At 69.6% G+C, this 17,127-nt stretch carries 17 protein-coding genes and 1 tRNA gene; 13 read left to right on the forward strand and 5 right to left on the reverse strand.

All coding sequences use genetic code 11. From position 1 onward, the window contains the following. The first annotated feature begins 123 nt into the window (after positions 1 to 123). Entirely contained in the window at positions 124 to 447 is a 324-nt protein-coding gene (locus Plo01_RS12635) for a hypothetical protein (RefSeq protein ID WP_203890723.1), read from the forward strand. Positions 448 to 592: 145 nt separating this feature from the next. Here Plo01_RS12635 and katG read toward each other — a convergent pair whose 3' ends face one another. Both katG and Plo01_RS12645 read right to left on the reverse strand, forming a co-directional pair. Next, entirely contained in the window at positions 593 to 2,824 is a 2,232-nt protein-coding gene (katG, locus tag Plo01_RS12640) for a catalase/peroxidase HPI (protein WP_203890724.1), read from the reverse strand. A 34-nt stretch (positions 2,825 to 2,858) separates the two neighbouring features. Next, complete coding sequence (locus Plo01_RS12645; protein ID WP_203890725.1) at positions 2,859 to 3,296, reverse strand: Fur family transcriptional regulator; 438 nt, start codon at positions 3,294 to 3,296, stop codon at positions 2,859 to 2,861. 207 nt (positions 3,297 to 3,503) lie between these two features. Between Plo01_RS12645 and Plo01_RS12650 the strand changes: the two genes are divergently transcribed. Together Plo01_RS12650 and Plo01_RS12655 are read left to right on the forward strand one after the other, a co-directional pair. After that, on the forward strand, positions 3,504 to 5,177 hold the full coding sequence (locus Plo01_RS12650) for a GGDEF domain-containing protein (RefSeq protein WP_203890726.1): 1,674 nt from the start codon (positions 3,504 to 3,506) through the stop codon (positions 5,175 to 5,177). Positions 5,178 to 5,342: 165 nt separating this feature from the next. After that, positions 5,343 to 5,648 (forward strand): hypothetical protein, encoded by a 306-nt coding sequence (locus Plo01_RS12655; RefSeq protein WP_203890727.1) that lies wholly within the window; start codon positions 5,343 to 5,345, stop codon positions 5,646 to 5,648. A 133-nt stretch (positions 5,649 to 5,781) separates the two neighbouring features. Here the strand turns inward: Plo01_RS12655 and Plo01_RS12660 are convergent. Together Plo01_RS12660 and Plo01_RS12665 are read right to left on the reverse strand one after the other, a co-directional pair. Continuing rightward, a tRNA-Tyr gene (locus Plo01_RS12660) sits at positions 5,782 to 5,866 on the reverse strand. Positions 5,867 to 6,266: 400 nt separating this feature from the next. Then, the gene (locus Plo01_RS12665; protein ID WP_239316204.1) at positions 6,267 to 6,677 is read right to left on the reverse strand and encodes a GntR family transcriptional regulator; all 411 of its coding nucleotides are present in this window, start codon (positions 6,675 to 6,677) and stop codon (positions 6,267 to 6,269) included. 369 nt (positions 6,678 to 7,046) lie between these two features. On the opposite strand from Plo01_RS12665, the gene Plo01_RS12670 reads away from it, so the two are divergent. The 10 genes from Plo01_RS12670 (at position 7,047) to Plo01_RS12715 (ending at position 16,653) form a co-directional block, all read left to right on the forward strand. Next, entirely contained in the window at positions 7,047 to 8,279 is a 1,233-nt protein-coding gene (locus Plo01_RS12670; protein ID WP_203890728.1) for a helix-turn-helix domain-containing protein, read from the forward strand. Positions 8,280 to 8,340: 61 nt separating this feature from the next. Beyond that, complete coding sequence (locus Plo01_RS12675; protein ID WP_203890729.1) at positions 8,341 to 8,625, forward strand: hypothetical protein; 285 nt, start codon at positions 8,341 to 8,343, stop codon at positions 8,623 to 8,625. Between the two features lie 474 nt (positions 8,626 to 9,099). Next, a complete protein-coding gene (locus Plo01_RS12680) occupies positions 9,100 to 9,261 on the forward strand; it encodes a hypothetical protein (RefSeq protein ID WP_203890730.1) in 162 nt (53 codons plus the stop codon). A gap of 541 nt (positions 9,262 to 9,802) precedes the next feature. Beyond that, the gene (locus tag Plo01_RS12685) at positions 9,803 to 11,236 is read left to right on the forward strand and encodes a hypothetical protein (RefSeq protein WP_203890731.1); all 1,434 of its coding nucleotides are present in this window, start codon (positions 9,803 to 9,805) and stop codon (positions 11,234 to 11,236) included. A gap of 17 nt (positions 11,237 to 11,253) precedes the next feature. Further along, on the forward strand, positions 11,254 to 11,415 hold the full coding sequence (locus Plo01_RS12690; RefSeq protein WP_203890732.1) for a hypothetical protein: 162 nt from the start codon (positions 11,254 to 11,256) through the stop codon (positions 11,413 to 11,415). Continuing rightward, positions 11,405 to 12,850, forward strand: a complete 1,446-nt coding sequence (locus Plo01_RS12695; protein WP_203890733.1) for a hypothetical protein — start codon at positions 11,405 to 11,407, stop codon at positions 12,848 to 12,850. The genes Plo01_RS12690 and Plo01_RS12695 overlap by 11 nt, the downstream gene beginning before the upstream one ends. Positions 12,851 to 12,887: 37 nt before the next feature. Next, positions 12,888 to 15,149 (forward strand): hypothetical protein, encoded by a 2,262-nt coding sequence (locus Plo01_RS12700; RefSeq protein WP_203890734.1) that lies wholly within the window; start codon positions 12,888 to 12,890, stop codon positions 15,147 to 15,149. 472 nt (positions 15,150 to 15,621) lie between these two features. Further along, positions 15,622 to 15,999, forward strand: coding sequence for a hypothetical protein (locus Plo01_RS12705; RefSeq protein ID WP_203890735.1), 378 nt, complete (start codon positions 15,622 to 15,624; stop codon positions 15,997 to 15,999). Continuing rightward, positions 15,996 to 16,289 (forward strand): hypothetical protein, encoded by a 294-nt coding sequence (locus Plo01_RS12710; protein WP_203890736.1) that lies wholly within the window; start codon positions 15,996 to 15,998, stop codon positions 16,287 to 16,289. Before Plo01_RS12705 ends, Plo01_RS12710 begins: the two co-directional genes overlap by 4 nt. Continuing rightward, complete coding sequence (locus tag Plo01_RS12715; RefSeq protein WP_239316206.1) at positions 16,204 to 16,653, forward strand: type II toxin-antitoxin system PemK/MazF family toxin; 450 nt, start codon at positions 16,204 to 16,206, stop codon at positions 16,651 to 16,653. The genes Plo01_RS12710 and Plo01_RS12715 overlap by 86 nt, the downstream gene beginning before the upstream one ends. 191 nt (positions 16,654 to 16,844) lie before the next feature. Here Plo01_RS12715 and Plo01_RS12720 read toward each other — a convergent pair whose 3' ends face one another. After that, positions 16,845 to 17,039 (reverse strand): hypothetical protein, encoded by a 195-nt coding sequence (locus Plo01_RS12720; RefSeq protein ID WP_203890738.1) that lies wholly within the window; start codon positions 17,037 to 17,039, stop codon positions 16,845 to 16,847. Positions 17,040 to 17,127: the final 88 nt, after the last annotated feature.

Below are 17,127 nucleotides of genomic sequence, written 5' to 3' on the forward strand. Positions count from 1 at the left end.
GGGATCGCGGGAGACACGGGAGACACGGGAGCCGTACGGGATGCACGAGGCGCGGGCGGCCTCGGCAGGCGGCCCTCCCGGTCGGCGGCGCCGGCGGACGGAGTGGAAGGGGTTGGGCGGAGGATGCTGCAGGACCAGCGCAAGCACATGATCCGTGCGCTCGACGAGAGCGGACGGCCGCACCTTTACTGGCACGGCACGGACGGCGACGGCCGCGTGTGGCTGTTCGAGACGGTGGCCGACGACGGCGGCGAGTACTGGCCGGTCCGCCACGCCGAACTCGGGCCGGACGGCATTCCCCGGACCTACTCCTGGCGCCGTCTCGAGGACGAGTACGGCTTCCTTGCCGAGGGCCCGCTCTACCCCGACGACTTCGGCCTGTCGTCCCTGACCGCCGAGGAATTCGCCACCCTGTGGGCCGCGCTCGACCGTCGAACCGCCACCTGAACCGCGCCTGAACCGTCACCGGCCTGCGACGGGCCGAGGAAGGCGGAAAACGGGACAGCGCCGCCGCGGATGATCCGCGGCGGCGCTGTCCGGGTGTGATCCGGAGGTCCGGGCCGGCCCGCACGGGCCGGCCCGGACGTCATGATCAGACGAGGTCGAAGCGGTCGAGGTTCATGACCTTGTACCACGCCGCGACGAAGTCGTTCACGAACTTCTCCTTCGCGTCGTCGCTCGCGTAGACCTCCGCGAGCGCGCGCAGCTCGGAGTTCGCGCCGAAGACGAGGTCGACACGGCTGCCGTTCCACTTGACCTGGCCCGTGGCGGCGTCGCGACCCTCGTAGGCGTACCCGCCCTCGGACGTCGCCTTCCACTCCGTTCCCAGGTCGAGCAGATTGACGAAGAAGTCGTTGGTCAGGACCCCGGGGGTCTCGGTGAGGACGCCGAGCGGAGAGTTCTGGTAGTTCGCGCCCAGGACGCGGAGACCGCCGACGAGGACCGTCATCTCGGGGGCGCTGAGGTTGAGCAGGTTCGCCTTGTCGATCAGCAGGTACTCGGCCGGCAGGCGGTTGCCCTTGCCGAGGTAGTTGCGGAAGCCGTCGGCCGTCGGCTCGAGCGCGGCGAACGACTCCACGTCGGTCTGGTCCTGGGAGGCGTCCACGCGGCCCGGCGCGAAGGGCACCTGGACGTCGTGACCGGCCTCCTTGGCGGCCTGCTCGACGGCCGCACCACCGGCGAGGACGATGAGGTCGGCCAGCGAGATCTGCTTGCCGCCGGTCTGGGCGGCGTTGAAGGACTGCTGGATCCCCTCGAGGGTGCGCAGCACCGTCGCGAGCTGGTCGGGCTCGTTGACCTCCCATCCGCTCTGCGGCTCCAGGCGGATGCGGGCGCCGTTGGCGCCGCCGCGCTTGTCGCTGCCGCGGAAGGACGAGGCCGAGGCCCACGCGGTGGACACCAGCTGGGACACCGACAGGCCCGAGGCGAGGATCTGAGCCTTGAGGGCGGCGACGTCCTCGGCGTCGACGAGCTGGTGCGTCACCGGGGGAAGGGGGTCCTGCCAGATCAGCGTCTCGCTCGGGACCTCCGGGCCGAGGTAGCGCACGACCGGGCCCATGTCGCGGTGGGTCAGCTTGAACCACGCCCGGGCGAAGGCGTCGGCGAACTCGTCGGGGTTCTCCAGGAAGCGGCGCGAGATCTGCTCGTAGATCGGGTCGATCCGGAGCGCGAGGTCGGCCGTCGTCATGCCGGGGGCGTGACGCTTCGACGGGTCGTGGGCGCCGGGGACGGCGTCGGCGCCGGCGCCGTCCTTCGGCATCCACTGGTGCGCGCCGGCCGGGCTCTTGACCAGCTCCCACTCGTAGGCGAAGAGGGTCTCGAAGAAGCTGTTGTCCCACTGCGTCGGGGTGGGGGTCCAGGTGACCTCGATACCGCTGGTGATCGTGTCACCGCCCTTGCCGGTGCCGTGGGTGCTCTTCCAGCCGAGACCCTGGTCCTCGATCGAGGCGGCCTCGGGGTCGGGGCCGACGTGCTCCGACGGGCCCGCGCCGTGGGTCTTGCCGAAGGTGTGACCACCCGCGATCAGGGCGACCGTCTCCTCGTCGTTCATCGCCATCCGGCGGAACGTCTCACGGATGTCGCGGGCCGAGGCGAGCGGGTCCGGGTTGCCGTTCGGGCCCTCCGGGTTGACGTAGATGAGACCCATCTGGACCGCGGCGAGGGGGTTCTCCAGCTCCCGGTCGCCGCTGTAGCGCTCGTCGGCGAGCCAGGCGGTCTCGGGGCCCCAGTAGACGTCCTCGTCGGCCTCCCAGACGTCCGCGCGGCCGCCGGCGAAGCCGAAGGTCTTGAAGCCCATGGTCTCCAGGGCGACGTTGCCGGTGAGGATCATGAGGTCGGCCCAGGAGATCTTCTGGCCGTACTTCTTCTTGACCGGCCACAGCAGGCGGCGGGCCTTGTCGAGGTTGGCGTTGTCCGGCCAGCTGTTGAGCGGGGCGAAGCGCTGCTGACCGGCGCCGGCGCCGCCGCGGCCGTCGCTGATCCGGTAGGTGCCCGCGCTGTGCCACGCCATCCGGATCATGAGCGGGCCGTAGTTGCCGTAGTCGGCCGGCCACCAGTCCTGGGAGGTCGTCAGCACCTCCGCGATGTCCCGCTTCACGGCCGCGAGGTCGAGGCTCTTGAACGCCTCGGCGTAGTCGAACTCCTCACCGAGGGGGTTGGCCACGGCGGGGTTCTTGGCGAGGATCTTCAGGTTGAGCCGCTCCGGCCACCACTGGCGGTTTCCGCCGCCCTGGGTCGGGTGCGCGGCGCGCCCGTGCGCGACCGGGCAGCCGCCCGCCTCCTCCGGCTTCGGGTCGGTGACGATTGCATCATGGTTCTCGGACATGGGGAGATCCTTCTGGACTAGGGGATCACGGTGCTCAGGAACTGCCGGCGGTGGAACAAGCGGGGCACAGGCCCCAATAGATGACCTCGGCCTCGTCGATCGAGAAGCCGTGGCTGTCGGACGCGGTCAGGCAGGGCGCCTCGCCGACCGCGCAGTCGACGTCGGCGACGACGCCGCACGAGCGGCACACGACGTGGTGGTGGTTGTCTCCGACGCGTCCCTCGAACCGGGCCGGGCTGCCGGCCGGTTCGATGCGCCGTACGAGTCCCGCCGCGGTGAGCGCGTAGAGGGCCTCGTACACGGCTTGAAGGGAGACATGGCCCACACGATCACGCACCCCGGAGGCGATCGACTCGACGTCGAGGTGGTCGCCCTCCCTGACGGTCTCGAGGAGCGCGACACGGGCGGCCGTCACCCGCAGGCCGGCACCGCGAAGCTCCTCGGCGGTGGTCGGGGTCTGGGATGCGGTCATGGCGCCAAACCTATCTTCATAAACACGAATAGTTCAAGATAGCGAACGATCCCAGTCTAGCGTCACACTGTGCGAGCTTTGTCCATTTATGGGTGACGTCGGGCAGGCAGCGGGGTCCTCGCCGGCGTCCTCATCGGTGGAGGGAGGCGTGGCGATCCGTCTCACGGGCAGCCTCAGGAAACACCGCCGGAGGCCGATGAGGACACCGTGACCGAGTACGTTCATTCCGCGGAGGCCCGGGACAAGATCTTCGCCGGACTGCTGGAGCACCCGCACACACGCGTCGCCGCGCTGACGGCCGACGGACGCCGGATACCGGCGCCCGACGCGCTCGCGCGCGACGCCGACCGGCTGCTCCCCGTACCGGGGGACAACTCCAACCTCCTGGAGATGCTGCGCCCGGCGGACGTGGTGGACGCCCTGGCCGCCTGGGAGCGCACCGCCAGGACGGGCGTGGGAAGAATCAGCGCCCAGCTGAGTGACGAGCCGGGCCGCCGCTACGAGCTGACCGCCATCGACATGCGGCACCGCTACGGCGTGTTCGTCTGCGTTCTCATGGATCTCGGCATGCACCCGGCCCTCTCCGACGGCGACCGGAGCGAGCAGTCACTGGCGGCCCTGCGCCCCCGCTCGGCGCGGATGCTCAAGAAGTTCGACGGGGTCATCGCCGACATCGACGACCGGGTGACCGGGATGTTCGGCTGGACCAGGGAGCAGATGATCGGCTCCCGGTCGACGCAGTTCTTCCACGAGGAGGACGTGCAGCGGTCCATCGCCGCCTGGCTCGACATGCTGAGCACCAAGCAGAGCTCGCGGGTGCGCGTGCGCCACAGCCGCGCGGACGGCAGCTGGCTGTGGATCGAGGTGGAGAACATCTACCAGGAGGCGGCGGAACTCGCGGAAGCCGTCATGGTCAGCCACATCAGCGACATCTCCGAGGAGATGGCCGCCTACGAGGCGCTGCGCCACCGCGAGCAGCTGTTCCGCAGGCTGGCCGACTCGCTGCCCATCGGCCTGCTCCAGCTGGAGCAGGACGGCTCCGTCGTCTACGCCAACTCCCTGCTCACCTCGATGCTGGGAACCGGTGCGGCGGGAACCGTCCACGAGCAGCTCGCGAGCGTCGCCGACCAGGATCGCGCGACGCTGGACACGGCGTTCCAGGACGTCCTCGCCGGAGGCCCCGACCGGGAGCTCGAAGTCACCCTCCAGCCCCTGCCGGCCTCCGGGGAACAGCGCCGTTGCACGTTCACGCTGATCGGCCTGTCGGACGAGGAGGGCGCACCCGGAGCCCTCGCCTGCGTGAGGGACATCACCGAGAGCGTGCGCTCGCGGGAGGAGCTGCGGGTCAAAGCGACCTTCGACCACCTCACGGGGTGCTACAACCGCGCCTCCAGCCTGGCGATCCTCGACCGGGAACTCTCCGTGGAGGGCCACCACCTCACCGGAGTGATCTTCGCTGATCTCAACGAGTTCAAGGGCGTCAACGACTCCCTCGGGCACGCCGCGGGCGACGAACTGCTCGTGACCGCCGCGAACCGGATCAGGAGCGTGCTCCGCAGCGACGACGTCGTCGGACGGATCGGCGGAGACGAGTTCCTGCTGATCTGCCCGCGTCTCGAACAGGCCGCCGAGGTGATCAACATCGCCGAGCGCGTCGGCAAGGCCCTGGAGGGCGACGTCGTCCTGTCAGCCGGCACGGCACGCCTCAGCGCCGCCATCGGCGTGGCATGCTCCACGGACGGCTCCACCGGCGACGTCCTCATCGCACAGGCGGACGCGGCCATGTACGAATCCAAGCGCCTCAAGCCCCGCCGTCCGGTCCTCTTCGAGCAGCCCCTCCCAGCCCCGGAGAGCGAGAAACCAGCCCCCACCAGGCCGTAGCGACTCAGCTTCCGTCCGTGGTCCGTAAGGTCACCGTACGGCCGGCAGTCGGACGGCCACGCCTCGGCCAGAGCTCCTATCACCTCTCCGCTGATCAGGATCTCTTTTCCCATCAGAGGGGCGCTGCTGTTCCTGCTCTGGGCGGCGGCCACGGGTCACATCGCCATGGTGGAGCGCCCGGTCCCGCACGAGGCGGCGCTGCACGCGTCCGGTGCGGCGGAGAGTGCGAGCGCGGCCGCCGCGGCCCTGGTCTGGATCAGCGTTGCCCTGTTCGCGACGGGTGTGATCATGAGCCTCGGGGAGGACCGTCGCCGGGGACACCTCGGCTGGGTGGAGTCCTCGGGGACGGAGTACGTGGCGGTGTGCGAATGCGGATGGCGCGACACGGCGCGGGAGGAGGCCACGGCAGCCTTCGTCGAGGCCGGAAATCACGCGGGGCGTGTCGACCTCCAGGTGCGACCACTGTCATAGAAGCGGCATGAGCTGAAAACGCGACCAAAATCATTGCCTGACCGCCGACATGCGGCCGCTCGGAACGGCCTACGACTGCATGCCCGGAGAAAGCAAAAGAGGCCCCGGAGGGCCTCTCAGCTGTCGATCTGGCTGGTGGCAGGTGATGGGTTCGAACCATCGTAGGCTGAGCCGACGGTTTTACAGACCGTTCCCTTTGGCCGCTCGGGCAACCTGCCGTGCCATCCGCTCGTCGCGGCGACATGAAGAAGAATAGCGGACTTCCGGACGTGATGTGACATCGGCGGCGGGAGCCCGGCGGCTCGCCGTACCAGGGGGTGGGAGGACGGCCCCGGAGCAGGGAAATGATCACTGTTCCGCCGGATGTGTCCCGGAACGACGACCCGGCACGGGCGATCATCTTCACCATGCGCCGACAGGCGAAGCGCTATGGTCGATGAGAGAGTCAGAGAGGATAGGCGAGGCATGGCCGACAGCAGTTTCGACATCCTTGTTAAAGCACAATTCTGCTGACAACCGGTTCCCCGCCTGGTCAACCGGTTCCCCCGGTACGGCGTCGTATCAGTGGCCGCACGGCCGGGCTGCCCGTCCCGCCCTCGTAGGGAGTCGGCGGGGCGGTCACGCCCCAGGGATCACCAGGACAGCCCGATCCCCCGCCAGCAGCATCGGCTCCTGGCCCTCGCGCTCGACACGCAGCACCGCGACGCCCTGGCCGACGCCGAGCCGGCGCCTCTCCTCCGGACTCGGAATGTGGGCGGTCACCCGTGCCGGGCCGACGACATCCACGGGAACGAGCTGACGCGGCTCGCGCACCCAGGAGCCAACTCGCCGCTCAGTGACGATCCGGCCCTCGGCCCGCAGGACGGCGATCGCGTCCCGGATCGTGTCGCGGCCAACCTCGAACTCCTGCGCCAGCCGCCCCTCAGAGGCGAGTTTCTCTCCAGGCGCCAGCTCTCCCTGATCGATCCGAGCACGCAGGATGTCCGCGACCTGCTGATGCACAGGGGTATAGCTCTCGCGATCAATCATGATCAGGAGGCTAGATAGGGGTCATGCCGGTAGGCGTAGAGGCTTAGCCCCGGATAAGCCTTGTGGCCATAAGGCAACAAGAGTTATTTTGCCTCTGGCATTCATAGGGAACATAGAGCGCATTCTGTGTCTTACTTCCCACCCGGCTAAATCTCGTCCGATGTGCGTGAGGGGACACCCTCGTAGGGGCGTACATCTGGACGGGCCGATGGCCCCGCGGTTTCCGTCGCGGGGCCATCACCATGCCGAAGTCATCCGCAGAGCGCAGACGCGAGAAGGCCCGCAACCGAATGGTCGCGGGCCTTCGCACGGTTCAGGCCCTGCGCTTAGCCTGGGAGTGCGACGTCACCAGGAAGAGACAGGGCGCTTATGGACCACATTACCCCCGACTCCCCCGAGCCGACACTGACCGTAGGACAGCGGATTCAGCGCATACGTGAGCGGCGAGGTATGAGCCGCGAGGTCCTCGCCGGGATGGTCGGCAAGAGCGCGAGCTGGCTGAAGGCCGTCGAGAAGGGCCGCCTGCTGCCACCCCGGCTGCCGATGCTCCTGCTCCTGGCCGAGGCCCTGCAGATCCGCGACCTGATCGAGCTGACCGGAGAGCAGTCGGTGCCCGTACGGATGTTCTCCGGACCTGGGCACCCGGCTCTGGACTCCGTGCGAGACGCGATCAACAACATGCCGCTGCTGCCGATTGGCACCGTGCAGCCGCTCACCACGTTGCGGGCGCGGCTGGATGCCGCCTGGCGCACCCGGCACTCCTCCCCCGATCACCGCACGGCCCTCGGCGCGCTGCTGCCGGATCTGATCCGGGACGTGCAGCTCGCCGTGGCGATGTACAGCGGCGCCGACCGACGTCGCGCGGCCGGCATGCTCGCTGAGACCTACGGCCTGGCTCAGATGTTCATCGCGTACCAGCCCGCACAGGATCTCCTCTGGAGAGTGGCGGACCGGGCATTGCTCGCAGCCCAGGAGTCCGAGGACCCGATGGCCATCGCCGGCGCGGTGTGGTTCCTGGCCCAGGCTCACCGAGACTCGGGTGATTTCACGGCGGCCCGGGCCATCAATGAGCAGGGCCTGGCGGTGGTACGGCCGCACATGGACTCCGCCGGCGCCGACCTGCGCGCGATGTGGGGCGCCCTGGAGTTCGAGCTGGCCTATACCGCGGCCCGACTCGGCGAGAGCGGCGAGGCGTGGCACCACTGGGAGGAAGCGGAGCGGGTCGCCGAGCGCCTGCCTGCGGACTACTACCAGCCGTGGACGTCGTTCAGCAGGGTCATCATGAAGCCGCACGCCGTCACCGTCGCGGTCGAGCTTCATGCCAGCGGCGAGTCCGTGAGACAGGCCGACGCCGCGGTCTCCGCCCCGATCCCGTCACGGCCACGCCGAGGCCGGCACCTGATCGAGGTGGCCCGCGCCCACCAGCTGGCCCGTGATCCCTCGGCCGTGCTCGGCACGCTGCAGCTGGCGCAGCAGACCGCCCCGGAGACGATCAAGTACAACGGGTTCGCACGGCGGATGACGCTGGAGCTGGTTGAGGGCCCGCCGGCGCTGCGCCCTCAGGCCCGTGAGCTTGCCGACAGAATCGAACTTCTGGTCTAGCCGAAACGAGGGGGCACAGACTGTACCCCTTGTCTGGCCAGCGGGTCCTTACGGTCTGTACATGACCCCTGACACGGCACTCACCGAGCTCCGCACGGCGCTCGCGCAGCGGGGCATCACTACCGTCGACTCCGACGTCGTCGAGACCCGTGCCGGGTACGCGACGCTCAGCCTCACCCGCGGCCTGCTCATCTGGTGCGGCCCGGAGATGTTCCGCTGGCCCGACGTTACGGGTTCCCGCTGGGAGTTCCATCCCGTTGAGGACCCGGCCGGCGCGGCCTTGCGCCTCGCGGACATGCCGCCGCCCTGCGCCGACCAGCCGTATGTGCCCGCGGTGGCGCCATGAGCGACTACACCACATGCCTGCACTGCGGTGATGAGCTCGACGTCGTGCCCCGGCTGGACTACATGATCTATAGGTCCCGCCGGCGTGGCCTTTCGCCTGACGAGCGGACGCGATGCGCCGGAGTCACGGCGATCGGCCACACCCACCAGCCGCGTCCCCGCCAGCCGCGGACGCTGGCGGAGATCCGAGCATCCTTCCCCCGGGTGCGCCGGACTCAATGAGCTGGCGTGGCGGCCTCCCCCCGACGCCGTCACGCCTGAAAGCGGCTCGCCTGTCGCCCGCGTAGGGACCGTGCGGCAGGCGGGCTGATCGTGGTCCCGCTCACAGCTGGAGGGCTCCGGCGGGACCACCGGGCGGCCTCCGGACCCGCGCTCGGGGCCGCCCACCCGACTCCCGGCCCACACCCACCGGCCGGGCCGGCCCCGCCCCCAGCTCCCCGCGGGGGCGGGGCCGCTACTTCCCGAGGAGGACATCGTGTTCGGCGGACCACCCCAGATGACGCCCGAGGAGCTGGATGAGCTCCTGGCCGCGACTCGGGCGCGCCTGCGTGAGCAGACCGGGCGGATCGGCCGGCACACGGATGAGCTCCTAGAGGAGTTGGCCGAGCGCTACCCCGAGGACTGGGGCGAACAGTGACCCGATCTACACGACGAAGCCCCCGCCCAGCTGGGCGGGGGCTCTCGTATGTTCTCGGTCAGTCCTCTGCGGGCGGTCGCTCTGGGAGTTCGACTCCCTCTTCGCGGTTGTACCAGGCCATGAAGGCGTTGAGGAGCTTGGTGCGATCGGTGCCCTGTCGCTGAGCGTTCGCGCCGAAGGCTTTCCATCGCTCATCAGGCGTTCTTACACCGTGCTTCGGCGTCGCTGGCTGGTTGGGCACGAGATCACCGTACGTGGTGCGGGATGGGGTGAGCAATCTAACCTCCTGTTGCGGGTGTGGCCACACCTAACGTAACTTGGGTGTGGCCACACCTCAAGGGAATGGCTTCAGCTTCCGAAAGGACGATCCCGTGATCAACAGCTTCTTCTTCGTCATCGAGGTCCTGGCCGTCGTCGTCCTGGCCGCTGGTCTCCACTACCGCGCCAGCCGGAAGCACTGACCCTCTGGACCGGGCGGAGGCCGGCGATCCGAGCGCTGGCCTCCGCCCCTCGATCCTGCCCCTGACAGAGAGATGGATCTATGCCGAACGTACTCGACATCCTCGCGGTCGTCCCGCCATTCGCCTGGTGGGTGACGGGCGGAGTCGTCGCGGCCGTCCTCATCCTCACCGGCCTGCGCCGGATCATCCGCTACGTCACGACCCGCCCCCTGGAAGACACCCTCACAATCGCCGCCGCGGCCATCGCGACCGGCGTGTCCGCCCAGGGCATGTGGCAGTTCGCCGGCGACGTGCTCGGGTTCGACGGGCCGCTCCGGGTGCTGCTGTTCGGGTTCATCGAGATCGCCGTCGTCATCAGCGCAGTGCGGGCCCGACGCAACGTGCAGGAGTCAGCGAAGCGCTCGACGAGCAACATCCTCATCACCCCGTCCGCCGGCGTCGACGGCATCGCGGTGTGGGTGCTGACCTGCCTGACCGCGGTCTTGTCGAGTCTGGATGCCAGCAGTCCCGCCGAGGCCGTGTTCCGCCTGGCCGCGCCGCTGGTGGCCGCCTGGCTGTGGGAGCGCGGCATGGCCATCGAGCGCACCCGGATCACCGGGCTCGGCGGGATCCACTGGCGCCTCACCCCCGAGCGGATCCTGGTCCGGCTCGGCCTGGCCGAGCCCACCGGTCGCACCGCGTCCGAGGTGGACGTCCACCGGCGCCTCACCCGCGTGGCCCAGGCCACCGTCCGCGTCATGGAGTTGACCGAGGCCGACGCCTGGTCCTGGCGAGTGAACCGGGCCCAGGCCGCGGGCCGCCGCGCGTTGACGCAGGCTGAGGAACATACCGACCTAGCCACCAACCCGCAGACGCAGACACTTCTCCTCAACAAGATCACCACTCTGCGGGGCAGCGCCCACCTGACCAGCCTGCCCGCCCGGCCCCCGTGGCTGGACCTCGACCACCCGGCCGTCACCCTGCGCCCCCGCTACAGCGACGCCCTGGAGCTCGCCGCGGAGCTGCGGGCCAACACCGCCGCCCGGCTGCGCGGTACCGCAGCGGACGCGACCACAACCAGCCCCGAAGTTGTGCCTGAGGTTGCGTCGCAGGTTGTCCCCCGGGGTGCACCCGCGATCGCGCTGGTCCCCCCGATCGGCTCACAGCCGGCCGACAGCGCAACCCCGACCACAACCACCGGCGCAACCCCGACCGCAACCCACCGCGAGGTTGCGGTTGAGGTTTCGGACGACGATGACGCCGCGGTCCTGGCCGCCCTGCAGGACGACGACCCGGACGACGCCAGCGCAACCTCGGACACAACCGAGACCGCAACCGAACGCGGCACCGAGGCCATGCGCGCCTACTGGGCCCGGGTGATCAAGACCGAGCGGCGCGTGCCCAAGGGTGCCGAGCTCGCCGAGGTCGGCGGCACGAGCCCGCAGTACGGCCAGAAGATGCGCCGCCGCTGGCTGGCGGAACTCGACGGGCGCACCCGCCGCGCCCTGCTCAACACGAAGAAGGCCAGCGCCTGACACCGAAGGAGATCGTCATGTCCCGTACCCGTCTGGCCGCCATCACGGCCGCCCTGTTCGTCGCGACCGCGTGCGGCAGCTCGGCCGCCGCCCCCGACCCGGAGCCGCTGCCCGACATGAGCCGCGACTGCAACGGCGACGACATCATCACCGCCAAGGAGCGGCGGCGTGACTGCTGAGCAGATCGAGGACGAAGAGGACGAGGCCACTCCACCTCCCCCGCCACCCGAAGAGGTCGAAGAGCACCACGACGACGTCCCCCCGGCACCCGACGATGACATGGACGACGCCCCCGACGATGAGCGCGGCATCCCCGCCGGTCAGATCGTCCTGGGTGCCATCTCCGCCGTGGTGCTGGGCCTGTGGGGGCTGTGGCAGTGGGTCGGCCCCCTGGGCCTGGCCCTCGGCGCCGGCACCGTGGCGGCCGGCGGAGCCGGATACGGCTACTGGCGCTGGCGCCGGGCCCACCCGCGGCGCGGATGGCCGCGCACCCGCCCCTACGGTGGCGGCGGCCGCGGGCCGAGCGGCGCCGGGCGCAAGCTGACGTTCGGCCGCGGGCGGATGCCCGCGGCGCTGCGCTCCCCAGCTGGTGGGCGCCGTGCCCCGTCCGGCCGCGGCATCCTGGCCGCGCTTCGGCCGGGCGGTCGCGGCCGGGCCCCGGGCCACGCCGGCGGCCGCTGGCCGTTCGGTGGTCGTGACCGCACGAGCGCGGGCCGTTCCCGAGCTGATCGCGGCGGCCACGGCCCGAAAGCCAATGCGACCCGGGCGAGCCGCCTGGCCCGGGCCGCCAGCCTGCCCCTGCGCGCCGCCCGTCGGCTGCGGGCCGCGGGCCGGGCCTTGGATGCGGCGGTCAAGCGCCGCACCGACCGGACCGCCGAGGCCATCGGCCACGGCATCCTGGCCGCGGGGCGCCGGGCTCGGGCCGGACTGCGCCGGGCGCGGGAAGCGGCGCGCTGGGTCGACCGGCGCACCGGTGGCCGCCTGAGCCGCCGAGCACGCGAGGTGCGTGCGCATATCCGGGAGCGTGTCGGTGCCCGTCTGGGCCGCATCGCCGCGCGGCTGCGGGCCCTGGACGCGTGGGCCGCCGAGGGCCTGGCCCACAAAGCCTGGCGCTGGTGGCGGGCCCGCCGTACCAGCCGACGCGATCCCGATCCGAGCGCCCGATCCCCTGAGACCGAGGCCGAGGACTCCTCTCATGAGATCCCCGAGCCCGAAGCGGAGTCCATCCCGGACGCCGCACCTAACAGCGACACCCCGAAAGGAAACAACACTGTGAGCAGCGGAAACACCTTCCTGGTCGCCGCCTACGAGATGACCGACGCCGCGGCGGCCTGGGAGACCGACGACATGATGGAGATGGCCGTCATGATCGACCAGCTCCATGAAGTGCCCGCCGCCTGGGCCACCGCCTTCCGAATCTGGGCCGACAAGCTCATGGCCGAATACCCCTGCCACGAAGACGTCGTGGAGACCATCCGCAGCCAATACGAGGCCATCGCCCAGCTCGGTGACGGCATGCAGGAGATCTCTGAGGTCTTCCGATCCCGCCACCAGGACGACATCCACCGCCGCCGGGAGCCGCGCGCCGGCGAGGAGAAGTGGAACTTCCGCTGACCTGCCGCTGTGTCACGTTGAGGGAGGAGCGATTTCGGTGAATACCCGCACCCGTACCCGCCCATCCGCTGACCGTCGACGGCCCGCGGACTGGTCGCTGGCCCCCCGCGGGCCCGCCAGCGCCGCCGGCCTGTCGGGTCTGGCGCTGGCCGCCGCCGCGGTGGCTGGCGGGCCGGCGCTGGAGCTGAGCGCCTGGTGGCCGGTGGGTGCGACCGTGCTGGGCGCCGCCCTGACGGTGCTGACCGGCGTGGAGCTGCCCGGCCGCACCCTGGGCTGGCGACTGGTCTCCTGGGTGATGGGCGGCAGCTGGCTGACCTGGAGCCTGCTGACCGACCTGTCGGCGCCTACGCCGTGGCTGGTGCTGGGCGGCATCACCCTGGCCAGCGGCATGACCTACAGCTGGGCCGATGCGCCGCGCCGGCGCCTGGCCCGCGGCGGCCACCGGCCCGGCCTGCTGGGCAACGTCGCGCTGCCGGTGATCGACATCCCGCGCCGGGACGTGCCCCTGGCCCAGGAGTGGGTCGCGCGCATCGCCCGCGTGTGCAAGATCCGCGTGCAGGCCACGCAGCTGGAGCACTGGCCCTCCGGCGGCGGGTTCTCCCTGCTGCTGCGCCTGCCCCAGGGCGGCACCACCACCGAGCAACTGGCCGGCTACGCCCCCCGGCTGGCTGCCGATGCCGACCTGGACGACGGGTGCGGGGTGGAGGTCCGCAGCGCGGGCACGCGCCGATCGGTGTGGCTGGATGTGGCCACCGTCAACCAGCTGGCCACCGACCTCGACCACCACGGCGACTACAGCCCGCGCGACGTCAACCACGGGATCACCTTGGGCCGTTTTCGCAACGGGCAGGCGATGACCGTGCAGGTGCGCCAGCCGCGCACCATCGTGGTCGGCACCACCGGATCGGCGAAGACCGGCACGTTGCACACCGCCACCGCCGAGCTCGGCCGCTGCTTCAACAATGTGACCTGGCACATGGACCTCAACGGCGGCAACGTCTCCATTCCGTGGCTGCGCCCGTGGCTCGATGGCCAGGTCGACCGGCCGGCCGTCGACTGGGCGGCGCCGTGCCGCGAGGAGGCGCTGCTGATGGCGCACGCCAACGTGCAGATCGCGTTGGAGCGCAAAGTGGCCTACGCCGCCCTGCGTCTGGAGGCCGACGACGACAAATTGCCCGTCTCCGCCGAGGTCCCGCAGGTGACGACCATCCTGGACGAAGGCCATGAAGTCCTGGCCGACTCCATCCGGGATCCGATCGAGCGCGCCATCCGCGCCAAGATCGAGAAATGTGCGCGGATCGGACGCGCCGAGGCCATGCAGTATCTGCTCTCGGCGCTGCGCAGCGTCTCCGGCACCCTGTCCCCCGCCCTGCTCAATCTCATGCACAACCGCCTGTTCATGGCGGGCGGAGAGCAGAAGGAGTGCAACTACCTGTACAGCTACCCCAAGGGGGTGCGCATCGAGGACCTGGCCGGCCCTGGATCAGGGTTCGTACGCCGCTTCCAGGAGACCGAGGTACGCGCGTGGAAGGCCTACCGCATGAAGCCGCGCCGCGACATCCGCCCCGCCAGCGTGGCCATCAGCGCCACCCGGCCCGACCTGGACGCCCCCAGCGTCCGCGCCGCCGGCGACGCCTACGCCACCCGGCTGGAGCGGATGCGCTGGCTGTTCGCTACCCCCGAAGAGCGCGAGCACCTCACGCCGCCGGAGCCGATCGAGCTGCCCGACATCACCGACGACCGCGGTAAGCCGGTCATCTGGGATCCGAAGGTGACGCACCCGCCGGCCAGCCACGCCGAGATGGAGGTCCGCCCCACCGCGCCGGCGCCGATGCGCACCGCCGACGCTCAGCCCAACTTGCGCCTGCTGCAGGGCGGCATAACCCGCACCTGGGAGGACCCGGCCGCCATCGCCGCCAAGGCCCGCGCCCGGCGCATCGCCCAGGGCCGGGCGCCCCTGCCGCGCCAGATGCCCATGGCGGCCGGCACGACGGTGACCCGGGTCGAGCAGCTACCCCCGGGCCCGCCCCTGCCGGAGCTCATTGCCCGTCTGCTGGCGCTGCCGTGGGATGAGGGCCGCCTGCACAGCGAGGTCATGGCCACGGCGCTGGAGATGACCGAGCACGAGCTGGCCGCTCTGCTCAAGCCGCTCGGCATTGCGCCGCTGCGCAACGCCTTCAACCGCGGCGGCGAGCGCGGCCGCGGTTACGCCCTGGAGGACGTCCAGGACGCCGCCGAGGCGATCCGCCGCGGCGAGCTGGAAGTACCGCCGGAGGTCGCCGACTGGTCGGCCGCCTGACCCCCACGACCCCCGCGTGGGAGTGCCACGTGGCACTCCCACACCCCCACACCCCCCACGTGGCACCCCCACACCCAACTGACCTGCGAAAACGGCCGAATGTGGGGGCGTGGGAGTCCCACACGCACCCCCCTCTATCGGGCCCAGGCGCCCGTCAACTCCCATGCCAACACCCCCACACAGCCCTGGTGCTGTTCCGGTATTGGGGCCGCGAACTGTACCGATGGCTCCGATGATCGGTACATCACAAAGATCTTGGGGGATGCGGCGAGATCCGCACCTACAACGGTGCTCTCACCTCTTGGGTGGGGCGCCGCCGCGCTGGAGCTCCAACAGAACGCTGCTCGCCTGGCAACCGCAAGCAGTTCCTCTTCGTCGGATCTACAGAGCCTTTGCCCGGCATGGGAGGCCAAGACCGAGCCGTAGGACACCGGGTCTCCCCGCCAAGGGCATCAGATGACACACTGAGGGCGTGGAAGAGCGGGAGAGCCAAGACGTGGCAGAGGTGACCATCACGGTCGACTGGAGCGATGCGGCGACGATACCTGTGACTCATGTCAACCAGTTCGTCGCGCAGCCAGGTCCGCCTACTATGGAAGGATCCCCAGACGGCGTCTACCTCTTGGTTGGCAGCATCGCACCGCCGATCATCCCGTCGGACCCCGAAGGGCAGCGACGAGTATTCGCCGCACTGAAGGACGGTTTGAAGGTCACAGGGCACGCACGTTTCCATCTCAGCAGGGAACGTCTAGAAGAACTCATCGCGATCCTCCAACAAACTGCCGATAACTACGACGAGTTGCACGCAAGAACGCAGGCCAAGAGAACTACCGAAGGAGACACACCGTGAGCATGGCTGCTCCTTCTCCGTTCGCTTCTGCAGGAACAGCGCAGAAGATCCTTTATACGGTCAAGCGTCCATCCTTGCGGATCGAGCCCAAGCTCAAGCGCCGTCGAGCCGAGCGACCTACCCCGACCGTGCAAGTGGTAGTCAAAGGGCCTTGGGTGAAGGTCGCCAGCAACTCCCCCATCACGAAGCCTCCGTCCATCGAAGATGAGTTCAGCATGTTCTACGACGAGTCGTTGGACCTGGCAGACTCATCGTTTGACTTCGCTCACGAGACCATGCTGGACGACTAGGAGCCCAGTGCCCTACCCCGAGCAGCCTCCCAAGCGGGGAGAGATCTACTGGGTTGACTGGAGCCCTTCGCGAGGTTCCGAGCAGCGCGGCCATCGGCCAGCCGTTGTGATCTCCATGGACTCGTTCAACCGCATAATGCCCACCGTCGTCGTGGCCGCAATGACCACGAAGATCAAGCCAGCTTACAAAGTCACAGTGACATGCCCAGCTGGTAGCCCTTTGCGGGAGGCGGGTCAGATCCTCGCGTTTCAGCTGATGACCATCGACAAGACGCGCCTGGATGACTACATGGGCGTCTTGGATGCGAGTCAGATTGAAGAGCTGAACGCCGCTCTACGTATGGCGTGGGGCCTTTCAGATTGAAGAGCTGAAAGCCCCTCTACGTATGGTGTGAGGCCTTAGGTATCTACCCTGTGCACACACAGAAAGCGCCCGCTCCTCCCCGTAGGGAGGAGCGGGCGCTTCACGTAGATGGAGCCCACGGACTTGTACGGCCGCATGTCCGAGGGCCCCTCAACCGCCAGAGTATCGCCCGCCGGGCGTCCGGGTAGTGCTCAGTAAGGACGATCGATGTCCGATCTCGCAGCGTTCGGCACGGCGTAGGTGATGCCCAGCGCGCCGATGACGGCCAGGGCCATCGTCACCCACTCGCCGTGCACGATCACGCCGTCATCCGTCGCAGCGGCCAGCGCGGTGACTCCGGCGGCGGCCGCCGAGACGATCGCCTTGGCGTAGGAACCGATTCGCATCTTTCTCTCCCTCATTTGAGGCGGGAAAACAGGAAGCGCCAGCCACGGAGAGGCCTTCGCGGCCATGGAAGGGCTGGTCAAAATGAGC

The organism is Planobispora longispora, assembly GCF_016863135.1.
In the GTDB taxonomy this organism is placed as follows: domain Bacteria; phylum Actinomycetota; class Actinomycetes; order Streptosporangiales; family Streptosporangiaceae; genus Planobispora; species Planobispora longispora.

What these genes read in the sequence shown, in the direction of transcription:
- Plo01_RS12685 (WP_203890731.1), top strand. Translation starts at nt 9,803, where the DNA reads ATGCCGAACGTACTCGACATCCTCGCGGTCGTCCCGCCATTCGCCTGG.
- Plo01_RS12665 (WP_239316204.1), bottom strand. Translation starts at nt 6,677, where the DNA reads ATGATTGATCGCGAGAGCTATACCCCTGTGCATCAGCAGGTCGCGGAC.
- katG (WP_203890724.1), bottom strand. Translation starts at nt 2,824, where the DNA reads ATGTCCGAGAACCATGATGCAATCGTCACCGACCCGAAGCCGGAGGAG.
- Plo01_RS12720 (WP_203890738.1), bottom strand. Translation starts at nt 17,039, where the DNA reads ATGCGAATCGGTTCCTACGCCAAGGCGATCGTCTCGGCGGCCGCCGCC.
- Plo01_RS12715 (WP_239316206.1), top strand. Translation starts at nt 16,204, where the DNA reads ATGAGTTCAGCATGTTCTACGACGAGTCGTTGGACCTGGCAGACTCAT.
- Plo01_RS12645 (WP_203890725.1), bottom strand. Translation starts at nt 3,296, where the DNA reads ATGACCGCATCCCAGACCCCGACCACCGCCGAGGAGCTTCGCGGTGCC.
- Plo01_RS12655 (WP_203890727.1), top strand. Translation starts at nt 5,343, where the DNA reads ATGGTGGAGCGCCCGGTCCCGCACGAGGCGGCGCTGCACGCGTCCGGT.
- Plo01_RS12675 (WP_203890729.1), top strand. Translation starts at nt 8,341, where the DNA reads ATGACCCCTGACACGGCACTCACCGAGCTCCGCACGGCGCTCGCGCAG.
- Plo01_RS12635 (WP_203890723.1), top strand. Translation starts at nt 124, where the DNA reads ATGCTGCAGGACCAGCGCAAGCACATGATCCGTGCGCTCGACGAGAGC.
- Plo01_RS12690 (WP_203890732.1), top strand. Translation starts at nt 11,254, where the DNA reads ATGTCCCGTACCCGTCTGGCCGCCATCACGGCCGCCCTGTTCGTCGCG.
- Plo01_RS12670 (WP_203890728.1), top strand. Translation starts at nt 7,047, where the DNA reads ATGGACCACATTACCCCCGACTCCCCCGAGCCGACACTGACCGTAGGA.